This is a genomic window from Nostoc sp. (genome assembly GCF_036917465.1).
Taxonomy (GTDB): domain Bacteria; phylum Cyanobacteriota; class Cyanobacteriia; order Cyanobacteriales; family Nostocaceae; genus Nostoc.
Map to the genome: position 1 here is coordinate 183,326 of NZ_JBALDL010000091.1, position 26,089 is coordinate 209,414.

A 26,089-nucleotide genomic window follows, 5' to 3' on the forward strand; every position below is an offset into this window, starting at 1 on the left:
TTTGGTATTTCCCTTTTACAAACTTTTGGTTGAAATTTTCTTTTGTCCTAATGAATGGACAATTATCTCATTCAATAGCAGGACTATCTGCCTTAAGCTACTGCTGAAGCAGCACGATCAAAATAGCTAGCTATTTCAGATGCTAAAGCGCTGCAATCGCCTCTGGTGATGTTGTTTGTATCGTTGACAATTGCTAGGGAAGCTGCTTTCAGCTTTTGAATACCAACAGCAACTGAAGCTCCAGGGGTTCCCAATGCCAAGTAGGTTTCACGCAAGCCGTTGAGGGCACGGTCATCTAGAACGCTGGAATCGCCAGCAAAGATTGCGTAGGTGATGTAGCGAAGAATGATGTCCAAGTCTCTGATGCAAGCAGCAGCGCGACGGCTGGTGTAAGCATTACCACCGGGAGTGATCAATTGGGGCTGTTCTGCCCACAAATCACGAGCCGCAGCAGCAACTAGAGCGGAAGCATTGCTGGTAATCCGGTTAACAGCATCTGCACGCTTGTTACCATCTTTTACTAGTTCGCTCAATGCATCCAATTGTGCATCGGAGAGGTATTCCCCACGTGTATCAGCTTGGGAAACTACTTTTGCAAATGCATCTAAAACCATTGCGTTAAATCTCCTAATTTGCTTGGTTAAGAATAATTGGACTCAAAACTGAGTGCTTCAGCTTTTTTTGATGTCAGCACTGCCTGACGAGTTACGAAAGGTTTAAAACAGACATCCACGAAATAAGTTTACGATCTCCAGGCTTTCAGATTAAAACTTTTGTTAAAAAACTTCAAACTTCTGTGAACGACTGGAAAACCTGATTAAGATGTTGTTTTTTACTTCCAAGTTCTCTTTATACAACGATGCCGTATCATTATTTATTACAAATTATTGTTATGTTTGTTAATTTCGTTTACACAAGTTAACATTCTGCATTAATTCCTCTCAATACCATAAAAAGGGGAGAATTTGTTTCTGAAAAATCTCTAAAAGAATGCGTAAGCGTAGCCCGCTGCAGGCATCGCACTCTTAACTTGTGTAGTATTGGCTACTTGCTTGTTCTTACCAATGACAGATACTTATAGTATGTCTGCGTTTGCATTACAGGCATGGGTTCATAGCCACAGTAAACAATACAATCGGCAGACTTAGGATTGTTAGTATAGCTTTAGAGGCTGTTTGAAAAGTTTTGGGCGAATATAATAGAGCCTCCGGCACGTTTAGCGAACGCTACTACACAGGCTAAGTCCGCCTGCTCGGACTAACATAAAATTAGGTATTTCAAACCTGCGGAGGCAGGTTTTGTCTGTGTAGCCGCGATTTCCAATCGCCAGGGCTGGCATTAATTTAGACTTTTCAAACATCCTCTTAGGAAGCTCCCACAACAAAGCTACCTCTAGAGGTAGCTTTGTACGGTTTTCTTTGAAAGTTGCATTAGCATTCCGTAGAGAAGCTTACTGTTCCTATAGCATTCAATTCACAGAGTGTCCCGCAGGGAAAGAAAGGTATCGCTTGTTAACCTGGAGCCAATTCACTACATTCCACCAATTATTCAAATACTCAGCGCGACGGTTGTGATATTTCAGGTAATAGGCATGTTCCCACAGATCGTTACCCATAATTTGGATATGAACCGTCCATAATCGGGTTATTTAATGCATTCTAAAAGCCACAATTCAGGAATAAACCTTTACTAGATAAGCTGCAAAGGCAAAAATAATTAATCGCGCAGCTTGTAACAAATGTAACTTAGATTTTTATTTGTTAAAAAACTTAGTCCTGATAAAAGAGCTTTGTTTCCCGTTAATCCTTGCCTATTTCCTGCCTAATACCGATTCTCTGTGAGCTTGCACTTAATTATTACTCCTTCTCTCTTCTCTACGAGACGCTACGCGATGGCGTACTTGGCGGTTTCTTTAATAACTAAGTGCATCTTCATGGCAAATTAGTATAAACTAGTACATTCAACAATCAAAGCATATTTTTATGTAGCTTTAATATCCAGAAAACTTTCTCAATATTTCTGAATATATCTTAACATAAAAATATTTATTTAGAACTCAATTATCTAATTTATTCCCTTGGATATATAACTTAAAAATTATAAGCAAAACTATTGGCAGATATAGCTGAGGTCTTATTTTGCTAAACCTATAATTAAAAGCTTGTAAACATTAAAATTTCTGCTGACAAAATCTAATTTATCTAGTAATTTATTATGAATTAAATGTTAAAAATTTATGAATAAACCTAATTTAAACATGTTCTTTTTTACCTAAAATTATTAATATATAAACAATTTTATAATTGTGTTAAATCGGTTAAAGGCAATATTTTAAAAATGCTATATTTTTATTTTTTCATCAATAATAATATTCCAAATCAAGAGCGTAATCAACATAATCATTATGGAACAAGCAATAATAATTTGGAACTTTCTCCAATAACTAGTTATTCACCTAATATTCCAAAAAAAAGGAATGAAAGACATATAGTAAAAGGTAAATACTATGTATCACGAGCAAATTTTGCAAAAAACTGTATTAGTCAATAGTAATTTACATCAAGTAGTAAAGAGTAGTGAAAAAAAGGAGCAAGCACAAACCCATGAATTAACTATCCCTGATGTAGCAGTATCTTTATCCCCTGTTGGGTTTATAATTGGTTGGATAGCTTTTTTCGTCATCATGCAAAAGATTCGGGCATTTTTAGATAATAAAATGTCTTTTTCCGTCAAAAATTTACACAAGCTTCCCTGTCAAAACTGCCGTTTTTATTCTAATAATCATTATCTAAAATGTGCAGTAAATCCTTCTATTGTTCTCACAGAAGAAGCGATGAATTGCTCTGAATACTCACCCAGCAATAAAAAAATTTCCTCCAAAAATCCCTTTGATTAGGAATCAAAATTATCAATTTGATGACATCTTTGCTTTCTACAGCACTGTAGGCAAATATTAATATATGCTATATGCGAACTTGCCCTTTACGGTTTAATTATCACACTTATTTGGCAAATGGGCTTAAGTGTAGCCTATCGTAAATATCACCCATGCACATCTAAAATAAATAGAACTTACGCACGAGTTACGGAAGAATGTACACGTAAAGCAGCTTACTATAGGCTACCATATAAGCGCAGAAAATACTGATAATATCAGAGTTTGAGAGATATTTTACATAAGTCCGTAGTGCGATCGCTCTAGTCGTTTTGAGTCTCAACTACAACAATATTCACCTTGCAACTATGTCAAAAATTAGAAAACTCATAGATGCTTAGACACTAAATATAGCCATCTATGGTATAGAAATGTATAGAATCTTGTAAAGATATAAAATATAGTTGTTAAATGCACACATTTCTAGCTTCTTCCTCAATGCAGCTGTCTGTACCACCAAATAACTTTCAGCCAATGAAGATTGTCGCACTGGGGGACAGCTTAATTTATGGATTCGGCGATCCGGAAAAGGGAGGCTGGATTGAGCAACTAAGACGATGGTGGATGTTGCCGGATAGCCCCGGTCATATTCTTTATAATTTAGGGGTAAGAGGCGATCGCACGCAACAAGTAGCACAAAGGCTAGAAGTTGAATTTCGCCATCGTGGTGAACTGCGAAATCGTGTCCCAGACTTGATTATTTTATCCGTAGGAGTGAATGACTCAGCGCGGTTGGCGCGTCCCGATGGCCGAAGTTACACAGATTTCACCCTATTTGAAAAAGAAATTACAACTCTTTTAGATTTAGCACAGCAACTCTGCCCTGTATTATTTGTGGGCATGGTGCCAGTAGATGAAGCCAAGATGCCATTTTTGGATTGTTTTTACTATAATCATGCCGATCAGTACCGCTACAAAGAAGCAACTCGAATTGCTTGCACCAAAAGGCAGATTCCATATTTGGATATTTTTGAGCAGTGGATGAAACGCGGTGAAAATTGGCGGCTCAAACACTTGAGTGAAGATGGTCTTCATCCCAATACACTTGGTTATCAAGCTTTGTTAGAAGATGTGATAGATTGGGATGCGATACATTCAGTAAGCTTTGCCAATGCAGCTTACTATTCTCAATTTAATTATCATCTTAAACCATCTTAATAATATAGATATGTTGGTGCTTTTGCGTTAGCCTATATCCTTGTATTTACCATACTCACAAAAAGCACCACAATCGTGTTAAATTTTCAATGAAAATAGACGTAACATTCTTTCACAATCAATCTATAAAAACTCTAACAGACACGATTAATCGCGTCTCTTCACTTTTATGACACCAACTTTATTTGGTCGTTGGCAAACTCGATTATTATTACTTGCAACTGTAGGCGTACTCGTATCTTTACCTTTTGCAATGGGTTGGATTGGCCCTGGTGCTAACTCGGTTTATTTCTGGATACTTGCTTATGTCGCCATATTTGGCTTAGGTTGGGATGTGCTTTATAACTATCTCCAAAAATCTCGTTGGGACAGGGATTGGCCCGCAGCTTATCAACTATTAGCAGGGATATGGGAATTAGTATTTGTATTTTGTGGAGTAAAATTGTTTGGTTTTTTACCAATACCTTTACCGAAAGAAGAATTACCGTTAGCAGTTTTTTTATTGCACTATAGCGTTGTGTGGCTAGCAGTATTTATTAGTTCACAAAGCCTGATGCGGATTATATTTCTTCGTTGGCGTTTCCGGGGCGGAGAGTGGTTGTAACATCACAAAAAGTTTGTAGCTGGCTGTGGAGTTTTATCACAGGTTATAAAAAATACAAAGATTTTGTTTTTTTAGCTAAACCTTAGCTCGTTGAGAAAACTAATAAGTCTGTTTAATTGGTGCAAACGATTAAGTAAAGATTATAAAATCCTACTTGAGACAACATAAACATTCATTGATCATTGATATCGCCATAATTAATTTAATGCTCAAGCAACTTGCCTGGTGAAAAGCACCGAATAAAAACCTCTGAGATATCCTCTAAACAATGTAAAATTGATATTAGAGCGTAATCAGGGCTTTAACCTTAAATTTATAACTACCAACCTTTAATTATTTACACATACTATAATTTAGATATTTGCTATTTTTCTCAATTAACAAGAATATCGCAAAGACAATTGTAGGCAATTACAGTCCAGACTAGGCATACTGAAAATAGAGAGAAAACTTTAGACCACTCCCTCCAAAATCGACGTGAAGGTGATTAAGCAACAATGAAACGTAAACCCCCTGGTAGATCGGCTACTACTTCTAAACCCTCTATTTTCCAATCCCCTATGTTTAACCTCTTCACCATCGCAATTATGGGAGGGGTGTTAATTTTGGGAATTGGAATTGGCATTGCTTTTAGTTCTACAACTACGTTAGCCCCGTCAAATGTGGCTTCTCGTGAATTTATTGACACTAAAGCACCAAACCCTGAAATTTGTGTGCAGTATGGAGCTAGCGCGATGGTGATGGACGCTAGACTGTTTGTTACTCTCAACCCTTTTAATGTTTATGTTGCCCAACCGAGTATGCGTCCTGGATGTGTGATCCGACAAAATAACTGGGCGCTTTTAGAGCAACGCAAGTTGGTGACATCGGATCAGGTAAATGAGTGCAAAAATCGCCTGAATACCTTTGGATTTACAGGTAACTTAGACAGTGGCCAACCTGATATTAGGTGTATATATCAAAATGAAGCTGCTCAAAACTTCTTTACGGCTCAACCTGGAGCAGTTGGAACACCTCAAGAAACTGACAGATTTTAGAATTGGGCATGGGGCATTGGTTTGATTTTCCATGCCCTATTTAGTTTTGGGTAAAGGTTGACCAAACTCAATAATCTGGGGATTGGAAACATTGGGGGTTGTTGGAACTGGAAATTCTGACACACCAGAAGGAGGAATGTTATTCAAGTTACCGGGTTGATTTGGGAAAGAAGGAGGGGGAAGAACCAAAGCAGGTTGTTGAGAGGATGTATTCGGAGTTAGGGGAGGTACAGTGACAAAAGGCTGCCCTGAGTTATTAGTAATTGTTGAAGGTAGATCGTTTGATATCGGCGGAATTGTGAGTAAGGGCGCTTGTAAATTAGTACTAGTTACGGGTAAGTTACTAGGCGGCTGTGGCTTATACAGTGTTTGAGGCTGTTTCTTAGATGAAGATGGGGAGTTTCCTGGTTTCACGGCAGTAGTTTTACCAGAAAAAACCGGACGTAATACCCAGCGAGTGGAGTTTTTTCGGGAAATGGGTTGCAGTTGTACCTGTTTAGGATTAAAAGCAGTCCCTGGTGCTAAATCTAAGACAATGCGTGTGTCATTTGCGTTCAATTGAGAAACGCGAATACTCTTGATTGCTCCAGAATAATTTTGTTGTGTGGAAACTTTGCCCAACTTAGTATTCGGTAAATCTACAACAAGCCGAGAGGGTTGTGCTAAGTAGAAATAATGAGGGGTTGTACCTGCTGAGAGGGTGATTTCGAGTTGCTGTGTCTTGGGTGAAAACCGCCAATTATCTAGCTTTGCCCCAGGTGTAGCAGCAGTAGTGCAAGTTTCGAGGGCGATCGCTGTCCAAAAGCCTAATAGACTGATGTTAAATAGCTGCTTGCGCCATTGGCAAAATTGCCTAGTCTTTAGTCGCTGATTCATTCTTTTTATCTGCTCCATAAAACCCATACAATGCGCTCACATTGCTCTTTAGTCCCCACTCCCCACTTCATCACTTCTGAGATTTCTCCTCGGCTTTTTCAGGCACAGCAGTAAATTTCAGGGTTTGTGGAATGTCATTTACGGTTAATTGACCTGTCAGATTACCTTTATCCACAAGTTGCATTTGAATTGTGACTGAGTTCAGAGGATCGTTTTGGGGGCGAGGAATATTACAAAGGATTGATTTGCCAACTTTCCCAGATAAATTTAATTGTTGATTTCTAAAGATGCCTGCCAGAGAGTGCTTTTCGTCAGTATCGGCCTCAGCGTTTGCCGGTAATACAGAGGCATTTAAGTAAATACCCGATTGCTGAATATTTAAGGTTAGAGTATCCGATTTTTCACAGTTCGGCAAATTTTCTGACAAAGTTAGACTATAGCGCCCGTTAACGTTCGGAGGAGCCTTAAGATTGTTTTCCCCATAAACACTTACAGTTTTAAACAACAGTAGTACTGAAATTATTGCTACTCCGTAAAAAGCCAAGGATTTGAACTTGAAATGATTCATAATTTCAATTCCTCAATGGTTGGCTCTTGACTACTAACTTCAGGAAGCATAGAGGCAAGGTGGGCGGTGACTTGACTGTAGCGGCGAGTAATCAACAGGGAAGAACGACATTGGATCGCTAGTTGATCTGTATATCTTCCCAAAGTTTGGCGCTCAATACCCCAAGCGCGGCTAGTACCAGCAATAGTTAAGTCAACACCTTCTGAGGCTTGAATTACAGCTTGGATTGGTTCTGGGGCTTCGATAATTTTGATTTCAATGCGATCGCGTACACTGGTGGGTAATTGCTCCAGCATCGTGTGCAGTTCGTAACTCAATTCTTCGCTAGTATGATTTGCCACTATCTGTAATATCTGCAACATACAAGTCTCACGATTAATTAGCAGCCTCAGAGCTAGTATTAGTGCTAAATCATCATGGATATTTGCAGAATAAGGTACAAGTAAACTTTCTAATCGCTCTTTGCCTTTATCTACAAACACTGCTACATCCACTGGTGCAGTAGTAAGCATTTGTCCGACTCGTCCACCTAAACGATTACTACTAAAAGCTGGGCGATGCCAGCCCACGAGAATTAAATCAGCTTGTTCTAATGTGGCAATCTGTGCTGTTTCGCGGGCAACGTTGCTGGATATGCGAACGATAGGATGCACACAAGAACGAGTTTCTGGCGGTTCGAGAGTATTAATTAATTCTTCTAGCTGGCGGCGGCGCTGGGCAATTAATCTGTCTGCTTCAACTGGGGTACTTTCAAAGGCATAGTCTTCTTCAAATTCAATCAGGCTGAGGGGATTAACAATGGCAGGATATCGATAATTGAGAGCGATACCGACGGCGGGCTGCGCTAAAGCTACTGCTAACTGTACTAAACCTTTTTGAGTACTTGGATTAGCTACTGGCACCAGAATTCGGAAAGGATGAGGCGAAATTTCACCTCCAGCAGAGGTGTCTATACCTGTTCCTGCTTCCGACTCCGGTTCTACAACATCTAACCTGATCAGCTTCTTCGGATATGTCCATTCCAGGAGGGGCGAGGTCATGAATGTAGTTACCAATGCCATAATTACCAGCATGGTAAATATTAGGGGGGAAATTACCCCTAACTCTAGACCAATGTTTAGCACTATCAGTTCGGTTAAACCGCGAGTATTCATTAACCAACCGAGTGCCGAGGCTTCCCGCTTACTAATGCCACTAACACGGGCTGCAACATAAGTACCAATATATTTGCCTGCGATCGCCACTCCTAAAACCAAGGCACACAACAGCCACAATTCTGGACGGTTGAGCAAGCCAATCTGTGTTTTTAACCCACTGTAGGCAAAAAATATTGGCAGCAAAAATATCAGGACAAAATCTTCGGTTTTTACAGCCAATTCCCGCACTAAATCTTCGTTTTTGGGCATGGCGGCTCCCAGTAAAAATGCCCCGAAAATTAAGTGAATACCAATTAGTTCAGTAATTAATGCCGATGCCACTACTGCCATATAAATCCCAGCTAGCAGCAATTGGCTGAGTCGTCCCGCACGCAGATAATGTTTGGCAAGGCGTTGGAGAAACCAACGTCCCACCGTCAACATCAAGCCGATGTAAACTATGCTGGCGATAACTGTAGGTATAGCACCAGCAAAGTCACCAGTTCTAGCTACTGCGATCGCTACTGCTAGCAGACACCAAGCTGTCACATCATCCACGGCTGCACAAGTTAACGCCAATGTTCCTAAACGCGTTCCTTGTAAATTGTTTTCAGTAATGATTCGCGCCAATACTGGAAAGGCAGTAATCGACATCGCTGCCCCTAAAAACAAAGCAAAAGCTGTGAAGGATACACTAGCATTGGAAACTAGAGGATAAAGGATTACCGCTAGCAATGTTCCTAAAGAAAACGGCACCAAAATGCTGACATGAGAAGTTAAAATTGCTACTTCTAATTGCCCACTGAGATATTTTGGATTTAGTTCTAGTCCAATCAGAAACATAAAAAATATTAGTCCCACCTGAGACAAAACATTTAAAAAAGGAAAAGTTTCTGGTGGAAACAAGGTAACTGCTAGATCGGGAGCAACTAAACCAAATAAGGATGGGCCGAGCATAATCCCGGCAACAATCTCACCAATTACCAGAGGTTGTTTAATAGAACGGAATCCTAGTCCTACTAGCCGTGAAAGTCCAATAACAATCAGTACTTCAACCAGAACGAGAATAACTATGTGCATGGTTTCCTCACAATTAACTATCTGGTTTCTCTCAGATGATTCTTTAAAAGACTATAAAATGTCAATCTTGTTAGATGTCGCTAGAGTTTAAGCGAATAATTTTACTCAGCCCAGATGTAATTAATATCAGTGAATTTGGACTTAAATTTCCTATTTATATTTATTTAAGCAGAAAAATTATCATAGCTTGTGCCTTGCAATAAAAAGGCAATTAGTGGTGATGCCATAAGTGTAGTAATGACTGCCATAATAACCATTATAGTGAATAAAGTCGGGGTAATTATACCTTGTTCAAGACCGATATTGAGGATGATTAATTCCATCAAACCACGAGCATTCATCAGAGCGCCGATAGTTGCAGATTCACGCCAATTTTCTCCCGCCAATTTTGCAGCCAACATACAAGCAACACCTTTGCCAAGAATTGCGATCGCAATAATTAACAGCGTAATTCCCCATAAAGTAGGTGTGTTTACTAATCCAATTTGAGTATTTAGTCCAGAGAAAACAAAAAATATTGGTAGCAAAAAAGAAGTAGTTAAAAACTCAGTATATTGACGAATTTGTTGGGCAAATTCTCCACGTGGTGTTATCGCTCCCAGTACAAAAGCGCCAAATATTGCATAGATACCTGTGATATCAGTAAACCACGCACAAAACATCAAAATTATCAACATCAAAGTCAGAGTTTGTCTATTCACACCTGCATCACGTTTTGTCATGCGTGTGAATGCTCTCATTAGAGGTTGACCGAGAAAAATTGCAAATAGTATGTAGCAAATGCCACCACCAATTGCTAATATGGCAATACTCAGAGAATTTTTCACGCTAGCCAAGACGATCGCCAGCAAACACCAAGCAACTGCATCATCTACCGATGCTGCACCTAAAGCCAAAGTACCGAAACGGGTTTGTGTAAGACCGCGTTCGTAAAGAATACGAGCTAACATGGGAAATGCCGTAATTGTCATCGATGCACCTAGATACAAAGCTGCTGACCAAGGCATAACTTTGGGTTGAAAGAAATCACCATTGTGATAAAACCAAAAAGATGCGATCGCTCCTAAAATAAAAGGAGTGATAATCCCAGCAGCAGAGAGCAAACTTGCGCTTTTGATATGATGTTTTAATAGTTTGGTGTTGAACTCTAAACCAATCAAAAACATATAAATTACCAACCCAATCTGGCTGATAGCATATAAAATCGACATCGATGGATTGGGTATCTTGAGTCCTACAGCAGTGATTATAGGAAGCTTAGGAAAAAGCCATTGCTGAAAACCCGGTGCAATCAATCCCAAAAGTGATGGCCCTAGCATCACACCTGCAATCATTTCGCAAACAACATCGGTTTGACCAAGATAGCGCCGTCCTAAAATGGTGATGATGCGACAAGTAGCTAAAATAACTGTTAATTGCAAAAATAGCTGAATAACCAGATCAAAATTCGACATTGCACTTCCTTAATTTGCGTCTCTGCATTGAAGAATCTTCCCAGACTCGCACACAACTCTATGTCAGTACAACATATTGCATTCATACTTAAATCGCCAAATAGGAGTCAAAATTTATACAGTATGCCAATTCAAAATTAAGTATAATACGTGCAGCATCTCGTAGAGAGCATCATTAGGAATTACATGAAGCGGTACTAGCCATTTTTGTCGCCCCGTCAGGTTTGCCTAAGTTGTAAATCTAGCCAAAATGCTTGGATTATCTAGATTTTATTGTTAATTTTTAGCAGGAGATATTTTTGTTGTCCCTAGTAATTTATGTATTAAACAATGTAAATTAACAATTAATGAAATTTTGATAAGTAACAGAAAGCACGTGACATTTCAAAAAACGCTACTTTCGGATAAGAGGTTCAAAACTTCACAACTTCAAATTCTCCTAGCTGATAGTCTGACTATTTTTTGGGGGGACTGGTTAGATTTACGTGTAAGAATAGTACAAATTGCTGCATCAGGCTTAATATCTCCACTGATATACATTTTAGCTTTTGGTTTAGGTTTGGGTAGTTCCATCAAACCTGGCTCAGGGATTAGTGGTAACTATAATAACTATTTGGAATTCATGTTACCGGGAATGGTGGCACTATCGTCGATGACGATAAGCTTTGGAGGAACGACATTTTCGATTTGTGGAGACAGATTATTTACTAAAACCTTCGAGGAATTGTTGTTAACTCCCATACATCCCTTAGCATTGCATGTTGGAAAAATGCTAGCGGGAGTAGTGCGGGGGTTAATGACATCTGCTTGCGTGATTTCGGTAGCGGTACTGTTGACTGGAAACTGGAATTTCCTCAACCCACTATTTTTACTGTTAGTGGTGCTGAATTGTTCGGTATTTGCAGGGTTAGGGGTAATTGTAGGGTTGAGTGTGCGATCGCTCGAATCTGTCGGACTATACAACAATTTTATAATTATCCCCATGTCATTCTTAGGGGCAACCTTCTTTGATCCTGGGACATTACCAGCTGCCCTGAAAGTCGTAGTTTACCTGTTACCGTTGACCTACGCCAGCATTGGACTGCGTGCAGCAGCCCATTTACCCTTATCCCAGTTTCCTTGGTATAGCATACCGATTTTGCTAGTGATTGCGATCGCTCTTTCTCTATGGGGTGGTTATAAATTTGCTCACCAACAAGATTAAAACCTTAATCACAACCTCTGCTTTAACTGTTGAATTTTCTGTAAAACTTTTTCCCGATGCCTTGTCAGCTTGATCCATCGGGGTAGACGGCTGGCAAGACTGCCATTGTGCCAGCCTAATCTGTCATCTGACAAGCGTTCTCGCAACTCTGATTGAACATAACTTTCCAAGAAGTTCAAATGTGCTTCATTATACGCCCAAAGCACCTGACCACAACAGGAGGTTTGTAACCACAGAGGTAAGCCAAAAAAATGGTCTAATATTTCATAGCCAGAATTGCTTTTAGCCTTGTAATTGTTTTGCCACAGCAGCAATGCGGCTTTTCGCTTCCCATCTTTTGACTGTTGTTTTGTATAGCTACAATGCTGACAGGTAATTCTTTTGTCCGAGTTTACAGTTAGTATTTTGGCAGTGCGTAGGCGCAGCCCGCCGTAGGCATCGCATTGTGGACAACAAACTAAAATCTCTTCCTCAAAATCAGAAAGCCTTTTGCCATAATCTCTAAATCTTATAATCATTCCAGATGACCGCCTACAAAGTTTCTGCAACAAATTCCAGAACTTATGCTGACTCGCCCCGCTACCACAGCTGACGTACCCGCAGTTTTACCAATGGTTGCCAAAATTTGTGCTTTGCATGAGTCTTGGTATTCTGCCAAATATGGTTTTCTACCGAATCCAGAACAGCGTTATGAAAAATGGTTGACAAGTTTAGCTAATAGCGATGACTCCGCCGACGCTTCCAGCGTACGCAGTATATTTCTAGCATCTGAAAATGAAGGGCAACTTGTAGGGTTTCTCGTGGCGACAATTGAGCGAGAAATACCAATTTATCGGTTACAGGAATTTGCTTTTATCCATGATATCTGGGTTGAGCCAGAATATCGCCAAAAGGGAATTGCGCGGCAGATGGTAATGCTCAGTATTGAACGCTTTCATCAGATGGGCGTTAAACAAATTCGTCTGGATACAGCAGGTGTTAACGAGGCTTCACGCCGATTATTTGCCTCTTGTGGTTTTCGACTCAGCATTATTGAAATGCTGATTGAATTGAGTCATTAGTCATTAGTTTTAAGCAAATGACTAATGACCAATAACAAAGGACTAACTAGCTAACAGAGTTTTTTCAAGAGAAGTCCAACGGAAATAGCGATCGCCACCCCTCTCAATTACTACTCTCACTCGTGGTTCTAACTGAGGTAAATTCGTTAAATACTCAAGTTCCTCATTAGAAAGAATATGCCCTTCAATAATCCACAAAACCAGCCCCTTTGACTTTGGTGGTAGCTGTTCTAGATGAGAATTGAGAATTGGGGGTAAATAGTACACCTGACCTACTGCCGCACCACTACCAGTACTTTTTTTCCCAAGGTGAGGAGGTCTAACTCCATGAATTCTTGTGAGATACGCAGCTACGTCGCCCAGTCCCTTAGCAGTAATGTGGAGAGTAGTATAGCCAGCAGCGCGTAGTCGGCGCTGATATCGACCTTCATAACCCCCTTCCAGAGGTGTATACACTCCAAGAGCGCCAAATTTTTCCAGATCGCGGATTAAACCGTTGCCAGTGGTAATTAGTGCCATAGATTTTCGTCTTATCCCACTTAGATATCTCTATTATTTACCCTGAACCGATAGATTCAAAGCATTTTTTTCGGCATTGGGCATGGAGAAAAGACTTATTTAATAATTCCCCCTTGTCCCCTTCATCTCCCCCACTCTTGTACAGACGCGATTCATCGCGTCTCTCCAAAAATAACTCTATAAATTACTAGACAAACATAAATAAATAATTTATATTATTAGATTGTGACCAAAAACGCAAATTATGTAGACTTTTTACTGTCATTCTGAGGTAGTGTTAGCATTGAAAGCTGATGATTTAATCCAAATTGGATAATCTAACTCAGATTGCTCGTAGACTGGTAAACTAAGAAAGCTTTCAGGTCAACATTGGAACTTATGGATGAACAATCAAAGCCAATCCTAAGCTCCAGAGTCAATTTGCTCCTGTGCCTCTGAAAAAGCGGCGAAATCTTAAACAATAGTTTAAGGTATTTAAGGAAGTAAAACTGAGCAGCAATGTTGGTTTCATGGCATTACGTCAGTCTCAGTTAACGGATACTGGGTGGTAAAAACCGCTTAAGTCCAACTGCAACACGGCAGTAGCCAACCTCCGGGAAATCGTCTAGAAGGGCGTATACCAATCGGAAAACCCGCCGACAGCGCTGCCTCCAGAACGTGCCAAAGCAATTGCTTGGACGAAAGCATTGCTGCACACAGCTTAAAACTGTAGCGCCTTGCATTGATTCCAGAAGTTACTCCTTCCAAAGAGAAGAGAATTGTAGCTGTTCTGGTGATCTATTGAGTGAAGCTAAACAGATTCACCAAGCAGTACGGACACGGTTTGTTGTGTCCCAAAAGCATTTGGATTGGTTTACTGAAACCATTCCAAATTTCGCAGGCTAACTCAGCCTAAACTGATGCGTACAAAGCGTGTCCTCTAGAGTCCAATTCCAAGGCCAGCAAGTAGAAAGGAGAACCAGTTACTGTGTCTGTAGGTATTCTCGGCACCAAGCTGGGCATGACCCAAATATTTGACGAAGCAGGAGTAGCCATTCCTGTGACTGTCATTCAAGCAGGGCCATGCACCGTAACACAAGTTAAAACGAAACAAACCGACGGTTACTTTGCCATTCAAGTTGGTTTTCGCGAAGTTAAACCAAAGGCGCTCAACAGACCACTACTGGGTCATTTGGCTAAATCATCTGCCCCAGCATTGCGTCACCTAAATGAATATCACACTGATAATTCTAGTGATTATGCTTTAGGTCAACAGATTAAAGCAGATATTTTTAGTGCGGGTCAAATTGTCGATGTAGTCGGCACAAGCATCGGTCGCGGTTTTGCAGGAAACCAGAAGCGCAACAACTTTGCCCGTGGGCCTATGTCACACGGTTCCAAAAACCACAGAGCGCCAGGTTCGATTGGTGCTGGTACAACACCAGGTCGTGTGTATCCAGGTAAGCGGATGGCAGGGCGTTTGGGTGGAAAACGCATCACAATCCGTAAGCTGACCATAGTGCGAGTTGATGCAGAACGCAATTTATTACTAATTAAAGGAGCCATTCCTGGTAAACCAGGCGCTCTAGTAAGTGTTGTACCTGCAAAAGTAGTGGGATAGTCATTAGTCAAAAGTCATTAGTCAGTAGTCATTGGCTAAGGACAAATGGCAAAAGACAAATGACAAATGACAGATGACAAAGGACAAATAAGAAAGATGGTTGAAAGCGTAGTTAAAAATTGGCAAGGAGAACAGGTCGGCGAGACGACCTTCGAGTTGCGCGTTGCCAAGGAAGAAACAGCGTCTCACATTGTACACCGCGCCTTGGTACGGCAATTGACTAATGCTCGTCAAGGAAATGCCAGTACAAAAACTCGTGCTGAAGTTAGAGGCGGCGGTCGCAAACCTTGGCGACAAAAAGGTACTGGTCGCGCTCGTGCAGGGTCTATTCGTTCACCATTGTGGCGTGGTGGTGGTGTGATCTTTGGGCCAAAACCCAGAGACTTCGACCTCAAGCTGAACCGCAAAGAGCGACGTTTAGCACTGCGGACAGCATTTGTCGGTCGTATTGACGACTTGATCGTAGTAGAAGAATTTAGCACCGAGCTATCTCGCCCGAAGACAAAAGACTTAGTAGCAGCACTTGCCCGTTGGGGAGTAGTGCCAGAAAGCAAGGCACTCTTAATTTTGTCTGAAATTGCGGATACAGATAATGTTTATTTGTCAGCCCGCAACATTGAAAATTTAAAACTAATTGCAGCCAACCAGTTAAATGTTTTTGATTTACTGCACGCTGACAAAATTGTAGTTACGGCATCAGCCCTAGAAAAAATTCAGGAGGTCTACAGTGCCTAGCTTTGACCCCCGCGATCTTGCCGACTTAGTGCGTCGCCCAATAGTCACCGAGAAGGCGACTATCTTAATGGAGCAAAATAAGTACACCTTTGAAGTAATTCCAAAGGCATCTAAGCCAGAAATCAAGGCTGCGATCGAAGACTTATTTCAGGTCAAGGTTGTAAAAGTCAACACCACCTTACCACCACGTAAAAAGCGGCGCGTTGGTAAATTTATCGGTTATAAGCCCCAATACAAGCGAGCTATTGTTACAGTCGCACCTGGGGATGAAGACAAGATTAGACAAGTTCTATTCCCAGAAGTCTAGGAATTTTAGATTTTAGATTTTAGATTGAGGAGTTGACTGAATAAATACCAAAGATGGTTGCAATTAGTTAAACACTCATTAAATCAAAAATTCAAAATCCGAAATTAAGTAAATCCAAAATCCAAAATCCAAAATAGATTATGGGTACTCGTTCTTACCGCCCTTATACCCCCAGCACTCGCCAAGTTACAGTTTCTGACTTTGCGGAAATCACAAAAACCGAGCCAGAAAAATCCCTAACTACCTCGAAGCATCGCGCCAAAGGTCGGAATAATACCGGGCGGATTACCAGTCGTCGTCGGGGTGGCGGACACAAACAACTTTACCGGATCATCGATTTTAAAAGGGATAAACATAATATTCCTGCTAAAGTCGCAGCAATTGAATATGATCCAAACCGTAATGCCCGAATTGCCCTTTTGTATTATCAAGATGGCGAAAAACGGTACATCCTTCATCCCAACGGATTGAAAGTTGGAACAATAATTGTTTCTGGCCCTGAATCTCCCTTTGAAGATGGTAATGCCTTACCTCTATCGAGGATTCCCTTGGGTACTAGTGTTCACAACGTAGAAATGACTCCTGGCAAAGGTGGTCAAATCGTGCGTGCTGCTGGTGCTAGCGCTCAAGTTGTGGCAAAAGAAGGTGATTATGTAACACTCAAGTTGCCTTCAGGAGAAGTCCGCTTAATTCGGCGCGATTGCTACGCCACTATTGGGCAAGTAGGCAACACCGACGCTAGAAACTTGAGTGCAGGTAAAGCAGGACGCAATCGCTGGAAAGGTCGCCGTCCCAAGGTTAGAGGTAGCGTCATGAACCCAGTGGATCACCCACATGGTGGTGGTGAAGGTAGAGCGCCCATCGGTAGATCGGGGCCTGTTACACCTTGGGGTAAACCTACATTGGGCGCGAAGACACGCAATCGCAAGAAACTTAGCAGTAAATTTATTGTGCGTCGTCGCCGTAAGTCTTCTAAACGCGGTCGCGGTGGTCGTGAGTCTTAAAGAGTTAGGAGTTAAGAGTTATGAGTTGAGAGTAAAATCTAACTTCTAATTCCTCACTCCTCACTACTAAATCCTAAATCCTAAATCCAAAATTGAACTATGGGTCGTTCTCTAAAAAAAGGTCCCTTCGTTGCGGATCATCTCCTAAAGAAAATTGAAAAGCTCAACGACAACAACAGAAAAGAAGTTATTAAAACTTGGTCAAGAGCTTCGACAATTTTGCCTCTAATGGTAGGTCATACCATAGCTGTTCACAACGGACGACAACACGTTCCAGTTTTTGTAAACGAACAGATGGTAGGACACAAGTTGGGTGAATTTGCCCCGACACGCACCTACAGAGGTCATGGAAAAAGCGACAAAAAAGCAGGTAGGTAGTCATTAGTTATTAGTCATTAGTCATTAGCTAAAGACAAGTGACAAATGACAAATGACAAATGACAAAATTGGAGAAAATTATGGCTACTAATACTACTGAAGTAAAAGCGATCGCTCGTTTTATCCGCATCTCGGCCTACAAAGTGCGTCGGGTACTCGATCAAATCCGGGGGCGATCGTACCGAGAAGCGTTAATCATCTTAGAATTCATGCCCTATCGCGCCACTGATCCCATATTGAAGGTTCTCAGAAGCGCTGCTGCCAATGCTGAACACAATGCTGGGTTAGATCGGACTCAACTAGTGATTACTCAAGCTTACGCCGATCAAGGGCCACCGTTGAAGCGGTTCCAACCAAGAGCGCAAGGTCGAGCTTACCAAATTCGCAAACCGACGTGTCATATTACCGTGGCCGTTGGAGCCGCACCAGAAAAATAAGCACGCTTACACGAATAAATTACGTAAAGTAAGAAATCTTAGAGGAAGCATTCGTGGGACAGAAGATTCATCCAGTTGGTTTTCGCCTGGGTATTACACATGAACATCAATCCCGTTGGTTTGCTGTTCCTGACCGTTATCCAGAACTTTTACAAGAAGACTACAAACTCCGTCAATACATAGAACAAAAGCTGGGTAGACAGGCTCAAAACAATGCCGGTATTTCCGAAGTACGGATTGAGCGCAAAGCCGACCAAATCGACTTAGAAGTACGCACAGCTAGACCCGGTGTAGTAGTAGGACGTGGTGGACAAGGTATTGAATCCTTGCGTACCGGACTCCAAGGACTGTTGGGTAGTAATCGCCAAATTCGCATTAACGTAGTTGAAGTTCAACGAGTTGATGCAGATGCCTACCTAATTGCTGAATACATTGCTCAACAATTGGAACGTCGAGTTTCCTTTCGGCGGGTAGTGCGGCAATCGATTCAACGGGCCCAACGCGCTGGTGTCCAAGGGATTAAAATCCAAGTCAGCGGCCGGCTCAACGGTGCAGAAATTGCCCGGACAGAATGGACTCGTGAAGGTAGAGTACCTTTACATACCTTACGGGCTGACATTGACTACTCTTATTGCACGGCAAAAACTGTTTACGGCATTTTGGGTATCAAAGTATGGGTCTTTAAGGGAGAAATTATTCCTGGACAGGAACCAGATCCGCTACCACCCGCAAGCCGCGATCGCGAACGAGATCCCCGCGATCGCGATCGTGAACCCCGTCGCCGTCAACAACAACGTCGTCGCCAGCAATTTGAAGACCGCTCAAATGAAGGGTAAACGGGGACTGGGGAATGGGGACTGGGGACTGGGTAAGAATTCTCAATCCCCAATCCCTAATTCCCAATCCCTAATCCCCAGTACCTAGTACCCAGTAGCCAATCATGTTAAGCCCTAGAAGAACTAAATTCCGCAAACAACAGCGCGGACGGATGGAGGGACTAGCCACCCGTGGTAGCACCCTCAACTTCGGTGATTTTGCACTCCAAGCACAAGAACCTGCTTGGATTACCTCCCGGCAAATCGAGGCTTCTCGTCGGGCAATGACTCGTTATATTCGTCGGGGTGGACAAATCTGGATTCGGATTTTCCCTGATAAACCTGTAACCATGCGTCCTGCTGAAACCCGGATGGGTTCCGGTAAAGGTAATCCAGAGTTTTGGGTAGCGGTAGTCAAGCCAGGACGAATTTTGTTTGAAATCGGCGGAGTGACTGAAGAAATCGCCCGGGAAGCTATGCGTTTAGCTTCATTTAAACTGCCTATAAAAACCAAGTTTATTGTGCGCCCTCAACCACAGGAGCAGGAGTAGCTTATGCCTCTTCCCAAGATTTCAGAAGCTAGAGAATTAAGTGACGAAAAGCTCTCTGATGAAATTGTCGCCATCAAAAGACAACTGTTTCAGTTGCGCTTGCAAAAAGCGACAAGACAATTAGAAAAGCCCCACCAGTTCAGACAGGCTCGACATCGCCTAGCCCAATTGCTGACATTAGAAACAGAACGCAAAAGGGCAGCAAGTCAATCGGCTAAAGCAGAAAAGTAGGAGATTATGGCAGTTAAAGAACGAGTTGGCTTGGTAGTGAGCGATAAAATGCAAAAAACTGTGGTAGTTGCCATAGAAAACCGCGCTCCTCACCCCAAGTACGGCAAAATTGTGGTTAACACCCAACGATATAAAGTTCACGACGAAGAAAATAAGTGTAAAGTAGGCGATCGCGTTCGCATTCAGGAAACTAGACCCCTGAGCAAAACCAAGCGCTGGAAAATCACAGAAGTCCTGAACGTCAAGCCCGCTTAAACCTCATCGTTGTTAGAAACTAACAACACCACAAGGGAGAATAATTGTGATTCAACCCCAGACTTACCTAAATGTCGCAGATAATAGCGGCGCTCGTAAACTAATGTGCATCCGCGTCTTAGGTGGAGGCAACCGCCGTTATGGTTTTATCGGTGATAAAATTATCGCCGTTGTCAAAGATGCTACACCCAACATGGCTGTTAAAAAGTCTGATGTTGTGGAAGCAGTAATTGTCCGCACGCGGAAAGCCGTATCTCGTGACAGTGGCATGAGTATTCGCTTTGATGATAACGCTGCTGTGATTATCAACAAAGACGGTAATCCTAGAGGTACACGGGTTTTTGGCCCAGTTGCTCGGGAACTGCGCGATAAAAACTTTACCAAAATTGTTTCTCTGGCTCCGGAGGTGCTTTAATGGCAACCAAACAAGGTACGCCCAAAGTATTCCACAAAATGCACGTCAAAACTGGCGACACCGTACAAGTGATTGCTGGTAAAGACAAAGGCAAAATTGGTGAAATTGTCCAGGCACTTCCCCAACTGAGTAAAGTGATCGTCAAAGGTGTCAACATTAAAACCAAGCACGTCAAACCCCAGCAAGAAGGGGAATCAGGGCGGATTGTCACCCAAGAATTCCCAATTCATAGCTCCAACGTGATGCTTTATTCAACTAAGCAAAACGTTGCCAGTCGTGTTTGTTATACCTTTACCTCAGAAGGGAAAAAAGTCAGAAAACTCAAGAAAACTGGCGAGATTCTAGATAAATAGTCATTGGTCATTAGTCATTTGTCATTAGTAAAAAGACAAAAGACAAATAACAAAGGACAATAAAAGTTCCCTGACCAAGCCCAGGGATATCAGGACAAAAAACTATGCCGGCAACAAGACTCAAAAGCTTATATCAAGAGACAATCGTCCCCAAACTGATTAATCAGTTTCAATATACCAACGTTCATCAAGTACCGAAGTTGGTAAAGGTTACTATTAACCGAGGTTTGGGTGAAGCTGCTCAAAACGCAAAGTCGCTGGAAGCATCCATCAACGAAATTGCGCTTGTCACCGGTCAAAAACCAGTGGTAACGCGGGCGAAAAAGGCGATCGCTGGCTTTAAGATTCGTCAAGGGATGCCCGTGGGGATCATGGTTACTCTGAGAGCCGAGCGGATGTATGCCTTTTTCGACCGACTGGTTAGCCTATCACTGCCCAGAATTCGAGATTTTCGCGGCGTTAGCCCTAAAAGCTTTGACGGACGGGGTAACTATACTCTGGGTGTAAGAGAACAGCTAATTTTTCCAGAAGTGGAATACGACAGCGTTGATCAAGTGCGTGGGATGGATATTTCCATCATCACCACAGCAAAAAACGACGAAGAGGGTCGCGCCTTACTTAAAGAATTAGGAATGCCCTTTCGCGATCAGTAAGTTCATCTATAGAGGGAACGATGGCGGCTAACGACACAATTGCAGATATGCTGACGCGCATCCGCAATGCCAACCTGGCGCGGCATCAAAGTACACAAGTGCCAGCTACAAAAATGACCCGCAGCATTGCCAAAGTGCTACGGGAGGAAGGCTTTATTGCTGAAATCGAAGAAGCAGAAGAAGGGGTAAAACACAACCTAGTGATTTCCCTGAAATATAAAGGTAAGAATCGTCAGCCTCTAATCACCGCCTTAAAGCGAGTGAGTAAGCCAGGCTTGCGTGTTTACTCCAATAGAAAAGAATTACCAAGAGTACTAGGCGGCATTGGCATTGCCATTATTTCTACATCCAGTGGGATTATGACTGACCGCGAAGCGCGTCGTCAAAACTTGGGTGGCGAAGTGCTTTGTTACGTTTGGTAGTCATTGGTCATTAGTCGTTTGTCATTAGTCATTGGTCATTAGTCATTTGTCTTAAGCAAAGGACAAAGGACAAAAGACAAAGGATAAATAACAAAAGGCAAAGGACAAATAACAAAGGACAAAAAGTAATGTCTCGTATTGGTAAACGTCCAATTACTATTCCCGCCAAAGTTAAAGTGGCGATCGATGGTACGAATATTGTGGTGAAAGGCCCGAAAGGAGAACTTTCTCGCACTCTCAGAGATAATGTCTCGCTCTCTCAAGAGGGAGAAATATTACACGTAAATCGTCGGGATGAAACTCGGACATCGAAGCAACTGCACGGCTTGAGCCGCACTTTAGTTGCCAATATGGTCGAGGGAGTTTCCCAAGGTTTTCAGCGCCGTTTGGAAATTCAAGGTGTTGGTTACAGGGCACAACTTCAAGGACGTAACCTAGTTTTAAACATGGGTTATAGCCATCAGGTGCAAATTGAACCACCAGAAGGAATTCAGTTTGCTGTAGAAGGTACCACTAACGTAATTGTTAGCGGCTACGACAAAGAAATCGTAGGCAACACAGCCGCAAAAATTCGCGCCGTTCGTCCACCAGAACCTTACAAAGGTAAAGGCATTCGCTATGCCGGTGAAGTGGTAAGACGTAAAGCTGGTAAGACTGGTAAGGGTGGTAAGAAGTAGAAATGAAACTTACTCGTAGAGAATCAAAAAACCGTCGTCATCGCCGGGTTCGTGGTAAAGTCGTTGGCTCCCCAGAACGTCCGCGTTTAGCGGTATTCCGTTCTAATGAGCATATTTATGCCCAGGTAATTGATGATAGTCAACATCAAACCATCGTGGCAGCATCGACTTTAGAACCAGATTTGAAATCTAGTTTAACGTCAGGTGCAAACCGCGACGCATCGGTACAAGTTGGTAAGTTGATCGCAGTGCGATCGCTAGAAAAAGGCATCACCAAAGTAGTCTTCGATCGCGGTGGTAACTTATATCATGGTCGTGTCAAAGCCCTAGCTGATGCAGCACGCGAAGCCGGTTTAGATTTCTAAAGTCATTAGTCATTAGTCATTAGTCATTGGACAAATGACAAAAGACAAATGACAAATGACAAAAGACAAATGACGTTCACCAGAGTATAAATTATGGCAACAGAGCGTAAAAGTAGAACAAAGCGTGCCAAAAAAGAAGAAACTACTTGGCAAGAGCGGGTTATCCAAATCCGCCGCGTGAGCAAGGTCGTCAAAGGTGGTAAAAAACTCAGCTTCCGAGCGATCGTTGTTGTAGGTAACGAACGCGGTCAAGTTGGTGTCGGAGTAGGCAAAGCTTCAGATGTAATCGGCGCAGTCAAAAAAGGCGTAGCCGACGGCAAAAAACACCTCATTGATATCCCAATTACTAAATCCAACTCCATCCCTCACCCTATTAATGGTGTGGGTGGTGGTGCAAAAGTAATTATGCGTCCAGCCTCACCTGGTACTGGAGTAATTGCTGGTGGTGCTGTGCGGACTGTGCTGGAATTGGCAGGAGTTCGTAACGTCTTAGCCAAGCAACTTGGTTCCAACAATCCGCTCAATAATGCTAGAGCCGCAGTCAATGCTTTATCTACATTGCGGACTCTTTCTGAAGTCGCCGAAGATCGCGGTATTCCTATTCAAAATCTCTACATCTAATTTAGTCATCAGTCATTGGTCATTAGTGAATAATAAATGACAAATGACAAAGGACAAATGACAAAGGACAAATGAGAAACGACAAATGACAACTTGGTAACTTATGAGACTCCATGATGTTAAGCCGCAAAAAGGCTCAAAGAAACGCAAAAAGCGTGTAGCCAGAGGTATTTCTGCCGGTCAAGGTGCTAGCGCTGGTCTAGGTATGCGGGGTCAAAAATCTCGCTCTGGTAGCGGCACTCGACCCGGTTTTGAAGGTGGTCAACAGCCATTGTACCGCCGATTACCTAAGCTGAAGGGCTTCCCGATTGTTAATCAGAAGATTTACACTACGATTAATGTAGAGAAGCTAGCCTCCCTTCCCCCTAATACGGAAGTAACTTTGACCTCATTGAAGGCAGCAGGTATCCTGACTGCTGTCAAAGGGCGATTGAAAATTTTAGGTAACGGGGAATTGAGCATTCCGCTCAAGGTACAAGCGGCAGCTTTCACAGGTTCAGCTCGTAGCAAAATTGAGGCAGCTGGAGGGAGTTGTGAAGTCTTATGAGTGAGCCGGAACAGCGCACTTAAATGCAAGCCAACTCGCTGTCAGCGCCTGGTTCACTATAAAGGTAGCACTCTATGATCAGTCGAGATAAAGCCCCAACGGCTCAAGAAACTTTTATGCAGATGGCACAAGCAGCCGGGCTGAGAGGTAGGCTGCTTGTAACTGTCGGTGTTTTGATTTTGGTTCGCCTGGGCATCTACTTGCCAGTACCAGGGATTGATAGACCTAGATTTACCGAAGCCATATCGGGCAATAATTCCATATTCGGTTTATTGGATATATTTTCTGGGCGAGGACTTTCGACTTTGGGCGTTTTTGCTTTAGGGATTTTACCCTTTATTAATGCGTCTATTATTATCCAATTGCTCACCGCAGCGATTCCATCGTTAGAAAATTTACAGAAAAATGAAGGCGAAGCAGGCCGGCGGAAAATATCGCAAATTACCCGCTATGTAACTGTGTGTTGGGCAATTCTTCAAAGTACAGCTTTTTCGGCATTATTCCTCCAGCAATTTGCCTTAAATCCAGGGCCAATCTTTGTAGCTGAAACTGCGATCGCTCTGACGGCTGGTTCTATGTTCGTCATGTGGGCATCAGAACTCATTACAGAGCGTGGTATTGGCAATGGCGCATCATTGTTGATTTTTGTCAACATTGTCGCATCATTACCAAAAGCCTTAGGCGATACTATCGATTTGGTACAAGTCGGCGGTCGGGAAACAGTTGGTCGTGTCATAGTACTAATCCTAGTTTTCCTGGCAACCATTGTTGGTATTGTGGTTGTCCAAGAAGGAATGCGCCGCATCCCGATTATTTCGGCTCGTCGCCAAGTAGGTCGTAGAGTTTTGGCAGAGCAACGGAGCTTTTTACCATTGCGGCTAAATCAAGGCGGCGTAATGCCAATTATCTTTGCCGCAGCAATCCTCAGTTTGCCACTGCTGATTGCAAATTTCGCCAAGAATGCTGAATTGGCAAATATAATTAACACTTATTTGAGTCCAAGCGGTTCTGGCTCTTGGGTGTATGCTTTGGTTTACATGATTTCCATCATTTTCTTCAGCTACTTCTATTCTTCGTTGATTCTCAACCCAGTAGATGTGGCGCAGAATTTGAAGAAAATGGGTTCTAGTATTCCTGGTATTCGTCCCGGCAAAGCAACTAGCGAGTATATCGAGCGCGTGTCAAACCGACTCACCTTTTTGGGTGCGATCTTTTTGGGCTTGGTTGCAATTATCCCAACAGGTGTAGAAAGTGCTTTAGGAGTACCCACATTTAAGGGACTAGGTGCGACCTCTCTGTTAATTTTAGTGGGCGTGGCAATTGATACGGCAAGACAAATCCAAACTTACGTGATCTCTCAGCGCTATGAAGGAATGGTGAAACAATAGTGACGCGACTAATCTTCTTGGGGCCACCTGGGGCTGGTAAAGGAACACAAGCTCAAGCATTGGCTGAACACTTAAGATTTCCCCATATTTCTACTGGGGAAATCTTAAGACAAGCCATGAAAGAGCAAACTCCTTTGGGAATCAAGGCTCAAAACTATGTAAATAGCGGTGAGTTAGTCCCCGACCAGCTAGTGCAGGACTTGGTACAGGAGCGCCTCAACCAACCAGATGCAGAGAATGGTTGGATTCTTGATGGTTTTCCCCGGAAAGTGACTCAAGCGGCTTTTCTAGAAGAATTGCTGGAAACAATACATCAGACTGGTGAAAGGGTAGTCAATCTAGATGCACCAGATGATGTTGTGGTAGAGCGTTTGCTAGCGAGAGGGCGAAAAGATGATACCGAAGAGGTGATTCGTCGGCGGTTACAAGTATACCGCAATGAAACTGCACCTTTAATTGATTATTATCGCGATCGCCAAAAACTCTTAACAGTCAATGGTAATCAGTCCCAAGAAGAAGTCACTAGTGAACTGCAAAAGGTAATCGCTTGAGGATAAGGGGATGAGGGAGCAGGGGTAAATAACCAATGCCCAATGCCCAATTCTCCCTCCCAAGAAACAGATCAATTTTAGCTAAGATATATTAATAAACTGTTGATATATTTCTTAAAATGTGTTCCCTTGCAGATGAAGTGCTGCAAGAG

34 protein-coding genes and 1 pseudogene are annotated in these 26,089 nt (G+C 42.4%); 26 read left to right on the top strand and 9 right to left on the bottom strand.

The window, feature by feature from the left end:
• Window positions 1-92 precede the first annotated feature (92 nt).
• Window positions 93-614, bottom strand: coding sequence for a phycocyanin subunit beta (locus tag V7K38_RS24475; protein WP_094328475.1), 522 nt, complete (start codon window positions 612-614; stop codon window positions 93-95).
• Window positions 615-1,468: 854 nt separating this feature from the next.
• A pseudogene (locus V7K38_RS24480) lies at window positions 1,469-1,649 on the bottom strand (Fe-Mn family superoxide dismutase); the annotation flags it as partial.
• Between the two features lie 857 nt (window positions 1,650-2,506).
• Here V7K38_RS24480 and V7K38_RS24485 point away from each other — a divergent pair.
• From V7K38_RS24485 to V7K38_RS24500, 4 genes are all read left to right on the top strand, one after another.
• Window positions 2,507-2,896 (top strand): hypothetical protein, encoded by a 390-nt coding sequence (locus tag V7K38_RS24485; RefSeq protein ID WP_334861540.1) that lies wholly within the window; start codon window positions 2,507-2,509, stop codon window positions 2,894-2,896.
• 450 nt (window positions 2,897-3,346) lie between these two features.
• On the top strand, window positions 3,347-4,093 hold the full coding sequence (locus V7K38_RS24490) for a GDSL-type esterase/lipase family protein (RefSeq protein WP_334861542.1): 747 nt from the start codon (window positions 3,347-3,349) through the stop codon (window positions 4,091-4,093).
• Between the two features lie 169 nt (window positions 4,094-4,262).
• On the top strand, window positions 4,263-4,697 hold the full coding sequence (locus V7K38_RS24495) for a hypothetical protein (RefSeq protein ID WP_334861544.1): 435 nt from the start codon (window positions 4,263-4,265) through the stop codon (window positions 4,695-4,697).
• 497 nt (window positions 4,698-5,194) lie between these two features.
• Window positions 5,195-5,734 carry a DUF3172 domain-containing protein gene (locus V7K38_RS24500; RefSeq protein ID WP_334861546.1) on the top strand — a complete coding sequence of 180 codons (540 nt, stop codon included), beginning with the start codon at window positions 5,195-5,197 and terminating at the stop codon, window positions 5,732-5,734.
• Window positions 5,735-5,770: 36 nt separating this feature from the next.
• Here the strand turns inward: V7K38_RS24500 and V7K38_RS24505 are convergent, their stop codons facing one another.
• The 4 genes from V7K38_RS24505 to V7K38_RS24520 form a co-directional block, all read right to left on the bottom strand.
• A complete protein-coding gene (locus tag V7K38_RS24505) occupies window positions 5,771-6,610 on the bottom strand; it encodes an AMIN domain-containing protein (RefSeq protein WP_334861548.1) in 840 nt (279 codons plus the stop codon).
• Between the two features lie 70 nt (window positions 6,611-6,680).
• Entirely contained in the window at window positions 6,681-7,178 is a 498-nt protein-coding gene (locus tag V7K38_RS24510) for a hypothetical protein (RefSeq protein ID WP_334861550.1), read from the bottom strand.
• Window positions 7,175-9,394 (bottom strand): cation:proton antiporter, encoded by a 2,220-nt coding sequence (locus V7K38_RS24515; RefSeq protein WP_334861552.1) that lies wholly within the window; start codon window positions 9,392-9,394, stop codon window positions 7,175-7,177. Before V7K38_RS24515 ends, V7K38_RS24510 begins: the two co-directional genes overlap by 4 nt.
• Before the next feature lie 164 nt (window positions 9,395-9,558).
• Window positions 9,559-10,848, bottom strand: a complete 1,290-nt coding sequence (locus tag V7K38_RS24520; RefSeq protein ID WP_334861554.1) for a cation:proton antiporter — start codon at window positions 10,846-10,848, stop codon at window positions 9,559-9,561.
• Between the two features lie 376 nt (window positions 10,849-11,224).
• On the opposite strand from V7K38_RS24520, the gene V7K38_RS24525 reads away from it, so the two are divergent.
• Entirely contained in the window at window positions 11,225-12,052 is an 828-nt protein-coding gene (locus tag V7K38_RS24525; protein ID WP_334861556.1) for an ABC transporter permease, read from the top strand.
• Between the two features lie 8 nt (window positions 12,053-12,060).
• Here the strand turns inward: V7K38_RS24525 and V7K38_RS24530 are convergent, their stop codons facing one another.
• Window positions 12,061-12,570: a hypothetical protein gene (locus tag V7K38_RS24530; protein ID WP_334861558.1), complete on the bottom strand. Its 510-nt coding sequence runs from the start codon at window positions 12,568-12,570 to the stop codon at window positions 12,061-12,063.
• 45 nt (window positions 12,571-12,615) lie between these two features.
• On the opposite strand from V7K38_RS24530, the gene V7K38_RS24535 reads away from it, so the two are divergent.
• A complete protein-coding gene (locus V7K38_RS24535; protein WP_334861560.1) occupies window positions 12,616-13,113 on the top strand; it encodes a GNAT family N-acetyltransferase in 498 nt (165 codons plus the stop codon).
• Between the two features lie 42 nt (window positions 13,114-13,155).
• Here the strand turns inward: V7K38_RS24535 and V7K38_RS24540 are convergent, their stop codons facing one another.
• Both V7K38_RS24540 and V7K38_RS24545 read right to left on the bottom strand, forming a co-directional pair.
• Window positions 13,156-13,632 carry an NAD(P)H-quinone oxidoreductase subunit N gene (locus tag V7K38_RS24540; RefSeq protein ID WP_334861562.1) on the bottom strand — a complete coding sequence of 159 codons (477 nt, stop codon included), beginning with the start codon at window positions 13,630-13,632 and terminating at the stop codon, window positions 13,156-13,158.
• 530 nt (window positions 13,633-14,162) lie between these two features.
• A complete protein-coding gene (locus tag V7K38_RS24545) occupies window positions 14,163-14,354 on the bottom strand; it encodes a hypothetical protein (protein ID WP_334861563.1) in 192 nt (63 codons plus the stop codon).
• A gap of 245 nt (window positions 14,355-14,599) precedes the next feature.
• Here V7K38_RS24545 and rplC point away from each other — a divergent pair, with 245 nt between their 5' ends.
• From rplC to V7K38_RS24645, 20 genes are all read left to right on the top strand, one after another.
• Window positions 14,600-15,232: a 50S ribosomal protein L3 gene (gene rplC / locus V7K38_RS24550; RefSeq protein ID WP_334826959.1), complete on the top strand. Its 633-nt coding sequence runs from the start codon at window positions 14,600-14,602 to the stop codon at window positions 15,230-15,232.
• Between the two features lie 96 nt (window positions 15,233-15,328).
• Window positions 15,329-15,967, top strand: a complete 639-nt coding sequence (rplD, locus tag V7K38_RS24555) for a 50S ribosomal protein L4 (protein WP_012410724.1) — start codon at window positions 15,329-15,331, stop codon at window positions 15,965-15,967.
• Window positions 15,960-16,274 carry a 50S ribosomal protein L23 gene (locus tag V7K38_RS24560; RefSeq protein WP_069070779.1) on the top strand — a complete coding sequence of 105 codons (315 nt, stop codon included), beginning with the start codon at window positions 15,960-15,962 and terminating at the stop codon, window positions 16,272-16,274. The genes rplD and V7K38_RS24560 overlap by 8 nt, the downstream gene beginning before the upstream one ends.
• Before the next feature lie 140 nt (window positions 16,275-16,414).
• The gene (gene rplB, locus V7K38_RS24565; RefSeq protein WP_194141721.1) at window positions 16,415-17,278 is read left to right on the top strand and encodes a 50S ribosomal protein L2; all 864 of its coding nucleotides are present in this window, start codon (window positions 16,415-16,417) and stop codon (window positions 17,276-17,278) included.
• A 99-nt stretch (window positions 17,279-17,377) separates the two neighbouring features.
• Complete coding sequence (rpsS, locus tag V7K38_RS24570; RefSeq protein WP_012410721.1) at window positions 17,378-17,656, top strand: 30S ribosomal protein S19; 279 nt, start codon at window positions 17,378-17,380, stop codon at window positions 17,654-17,656.
• Window positions 17,657-17,736: 80 nt separating this feature from the next.
• Complete coding sequence (gene rplV, locus V7K38_RS24575; protein WP_334826955.1) at window positions 17,737-18,093, top strand: 50S ribosomal protein L22; 357 nt, start codon at window positions 17,737-17,739, stop codon at window positions 18,091-18,093.
• A gap of 53 nt (window positions 18,094-18,146) precedes the next feature.
• Entirely contained in the window at window positions 18,147-18,929 is a 783-nt protein-coding gene (gene rpsC / locus V7K38_RS24580; protein WP_094342453.1) for a 30S ribosomal protein S3, read from the top strand.
• A 104-nt stretch (window positions 18,930-19,033) separates the two neighbouring features.
• The gene (rplP, locus tag V7K38_RS24585) at window positions 19,034-19,459 is read left to right on the top strand and encodes a 50S ribosomal protein L16 (RefSeq protein ID WP_094328458.1); all 426 of its coding nucleotides are present in this window, start codon (window positions 19,034-19,036) and stop codon (window positions 19,457-19,459) included.
• Between the two features lie 3 nt (window positions 19,460-19,462).
• A complete protein-coding gene (gene rpmC, locus V7K38_RS24590; protein ID WP_334861565.1) occupies window positions 19,463-19,690 on the top strand; it encodes a 50S ribosomal protein L29 in 228 nt (75 codons plus the stop codon).
• Window positions 19,691-19,696: 6 nt separating this feature from the next.
• On the top strand, window positions 19,697-19,945 hold the full coding sequence (gene rpsQ, locus V7K38_RS24595) for a 30S ribosomal protein S17 (protein ID WP_094328457.1): 249 nt from the start codon (window positions 19,697-19,699) through the stop codon (window positions 19,943-19,945).
• Between the two features lie 46 nt (window positions 19,946-19,991).
• Window positions 19,992-20,360, top strand: a complete 369-nt coding sequence (rplN, locus tag V7K38_RS24600) for a 50S ribosomal protein L14 (RefSeq protein ID WP_012410715.1) — start codon at window positions 19,992-19,994, stop codon at window positions 20,358-20,360.
• Entirely contained in the window at window positions 20,360-20,713 is a 354-nt protein-coding gene (gene rplX / locus V7K38_RS24605; protein ID WP_012410714.1) for a 50S ribosomal protein L24, read from the top strand. Before rplN ends, rplX begins: the two co-directional genes overlap by 1 nt.
• Window positions 20,714-20,817: 104 nt before the next feature.
• On the top strand, window positions 20,818-21,366 hold the full coding sequence (gene rplE, locus V7K38_RS24610) for a 50S ribosomal protein L5 (protein WP_334834777.1): 549 nt from the start codon (window positions 20,818-20,820) through the stop codon (window positions 21,364-21,366).
• Between the two features lie 20 nt (window positions 21,367-21,386).
• Complete coding sequence (gene rpsH, locus V7K38_RS24615) at window positions 21,387-21,788, top strand: 30S ribosomal protein S8 (protein WP_334861567.1); 402 nt, start codon at window positions 21,387-21,389, stop codon at window positions 21,786-21,788.
• 128 nt (window positions 21,789-21,916) lie between these two features.
• Window positions 21,917-22,465: a 50S ribosomal protein L6 gene (rplF, locus tag V7K38_RS24620; RefSeq protein WP_334861569.1), complete on the top strand. Its 549-nt coding sequence runs from the start codon at window positions 21,917-21,919 to the stop codon at window positions 22,463-22,465.
• 2 nt (window positions 22,466-22,467) lie between these two features.
• A complete protein-coding gene (gene rplR, locus V7K38_RS24625) occupies window positions 22,468-22,830 on the top strand; it encodes a 50S ribosomal protein L18 (RefSeq protein ID WP_334861572.1) in 363 nt (120 codons plus the stop codon).
• A 93-nt stretch (window positions 22,831-22,923) separates the two neighbouring features.
• The gene (gene rpsE, locus V7K38_RS24630; protein WP_334861574.1) at window positions 22,924-23,451 is read left to right on the top strand and encodes a 30S ribosomal protein S5; all 528 of its coding nucleotides are present in this window, start codon (window positions 22,924-22,926) and stop codon (window positions 23,449-23,451) included.
• Window positions 23,452-23,554: 103 nt separating this feature from the next.
• Window positions 23,555-23,998 carry a 50S ribosomal protein L15 gene (gene rplO, locus V7K38_RS24635; protein WP_334861576.1) on the top strand — a complete coding sequence of 148 codons (444 nt, stop codon included), beginning with the start codon at window positions 23,555-23,557 and terminating at the stop codon, window positions 23,996-23,998.
• 74 nt (window positions 23,999-24,072) lie between these two features.
• On the top strand, window positions 24,073-25,386 hold the full coding sequence (gene secY / locus V7K38_RS24640) for a preprotein translocase subunit SecY (RefSeq protein ID WP_174708100.1): 1,314 nt from the start codon (window positions 24,073-24,075) through the stop codon (window positions 25,384-25,386).
• Window positions 25,386-25,937 (top strand): adenylate kinase, encoded by a 552-nt coding sequence (locus V7K38_RS24645; protein WP_334861580.1) that lies wholly within the window; start codon window positions 25,386-25,388, stop codon window positions 25,935-25,937. The genes secY and V7K38_RS24645 overlap by 1 nt, the downstream gene beginning before the upstream one ends.
• Window positions 25,938-26,089 lie beyond the last annotated feature (152 nt).

Excerpts from the sequence above, each read along its gene's own strand:
- V7K38_RS24475 (WP_094328475.1), bottom strand. The coding sequence starts at position 614 with ATGGTTTTAGATGCATTTGCAAAAGTAGTTTCCCAAGCTGATACACGT.
- V7K38_RS24485 (WP_334861540.1), top strand. The coding sequence starts at position 2,507 with ATGTATCACGAGCAAATTTTGCAAAAAACTGTATTAGTCAATAGTAAT.
- V7K38_RS24490 (WP_334861542.1), top strand. The coding sequence starts at position 3,347 with ATGCACACATTTCTAGCTTCTTCCTCAATGCAGCTGTCTGTACCACCA.
- V7K38_RS24495 (WP_334861544.1), top strand. The coding sequence starts at position 4,263 with ATGACACCAACTTTATTTGGTCGTTGGCAAACTCGATTATTATTACTT.
- V7K38_RS24500 (WP_334861546.1), top strand. The coding sequence starts at position 5,195 with ATGAAACGTAAACCCCCTGGTAGATCGGCTACTACTTCTAAACCCTCT.
- V7K38_RS24505 (WP_334861548.1), bottom strand. The coding sequence starts at position 6,610 with ATGAATCAGCGACTAAAGACTAGGCAATTTTGCCAATGGCGCAAGCAG.
- V7K38_RS24510 (WP_334861550.1), bottom strand. The coding sequence starts at position 7,178 with ATGAATCATTTCAAGTTCAAATCCTTGGCTTTTTACGGAGTAGCAATA.
- V7K38_RS24515 (WP_334861552.1), bottom strand. The coding sequence starts at position 9,394 with ATGCACATAGTTATTCTCGTTCTGGTTGAAGTACTGATTGTTATTGGA.
- V7K38_RS24520 (WP_334861554.1), bottom strand. The coding sequence starts at position 10,848 with ATGTCGAATTTTGATCTGGTTATTCAGCTATTTTTGCAATTAACAGTT.
- V7K38_RS24530 (WP_334861558.1), bottom strand. The coding sequence starts at position 12,570 with ATGATTATAAGATTTAGAGATTATGGCAAAAGGCTTTCTGATTTTGAG.
- V7K38_RS24535 (WP_334861560.1), top strand. The coding sequence starts at position 12,616 with ATGCTGACTCGCCCCGCTACCACAGCTGACGTACCCGCAGTTTTACCA.
- V7K38_RS24540 (WP_334861562.1), bottom strand. The coding sequence starts at position 13,632 with ATGGCACTAATTACCACTGGCAACGGTTTAATCCGCGATCTGGAAAAA.
- V7K38_RS24545 (WP_334861563.1), bottom strand. The coding sequence starts at position 14,354 with ATGCAAGGCGCTACAGTTTTAAGCTGTGTGCAGCAATGCTTTCGTCCA.
- rplD (WP_012410724.1), top strand. The coding sequence starts at position 15,329 with ATGGTTGAAAGCGTAGTTAAAAATTGGCAAGGAGAACAGGTCGGCGAG.
- rplB (WP_194141721.1), top strand. The coding sequence starts at position 16,415 with ATGGGTACTCGTTCTTACCGCCCTTATACCCCCAGCACTCGCCAAGTT.
- rpsS (WP_012410721.1), top strand. The coding sequence starts at position 17,378 with ATGGGTCGTTCTCTAAAAAAAGGTCCCTTCGTTGCGGATCATCTCCTA.
- rplV (WP_334826955.1), top strand. The coding sequence starts at position 17,737 with ATGGCTACTAATACTACTGAAGTAAAAGCGATCGCTCGTTTTATCCGC.
- rplP (WP_094328458.1), top strand. The coding sequence starts at position 19,034 with ATGTTAAGCCCTAGAAGAACTAAATTCCGCAAACAACAGCGCGGACGG.
- rpmC (WP_334861565.1), top strand. The coding sequence starts at position 19,463 with ATGCCTCTTCCCAAGATTTCAGAAGCTAGAGAATTAAGTGACGAAAAG.
- rpsQ (WP_094328457.1), top strand. The coding sequence starts at position 19,697 with ATGGCAGTTAAAGAACGAGTTGGCTTGGTAGTGAGCGATAAAATGCAA.
- rplX (WP_012410714.1), top strand. The coding sequence starts at position 20,360 with ATGGCAACCAAACAAGGTACGCCCAAAGTATTCCACAAAATGCACGTC.
- rplE (WP_334834777.1), top strand. The coding sequence starts at position 20,818 with ATGCCGGCAACAAGACTCAAAAGCTTATATCAAGAGACAATCGTCCCC.
- rpsH (WP_334861567.1), top strand. The coding sequence starts at position 21,387 with ATGGCGGCTAACGACACAATTGCAGATATGCTGACGCGCATCCGCAAT.
- rplF (WP_334861569.1), top strand. The coding sequence starts at position 21,917 with ATGTCTCGTATTGGTAAACGTCCAATTACTATTCCCGCCAAAGTTAAA.
- rplR (WP_334861572.1), top strand. The coding sequence starts at position 22,468 with ATGAAACTTACTCGTAGAGAATCAAAAAACCGTCGTCATCGCCGGGTT.
- rpsE (WP_334861574.1), top strand. The coding sequence starts at position 22,924 with ATGGCAACAGAGCGTAAAAGTAGAACAAAGCGTGCCAAAAAAGAAGAA.
- rplO (WP_334861576.1), top strand. The coding sequence starts at position 23,555 with ATGAGACTCCATGATGTTAAGCCGCAAAAAGGCTCAAAGAAACGCAAA.
- secY (WP_174708100.1), top strand. The coding sequence starts at position 24,073 with ATGATCAGTCGAGATAAAGCCCCAACGGCTCAAGAAACTTTTATGCAG.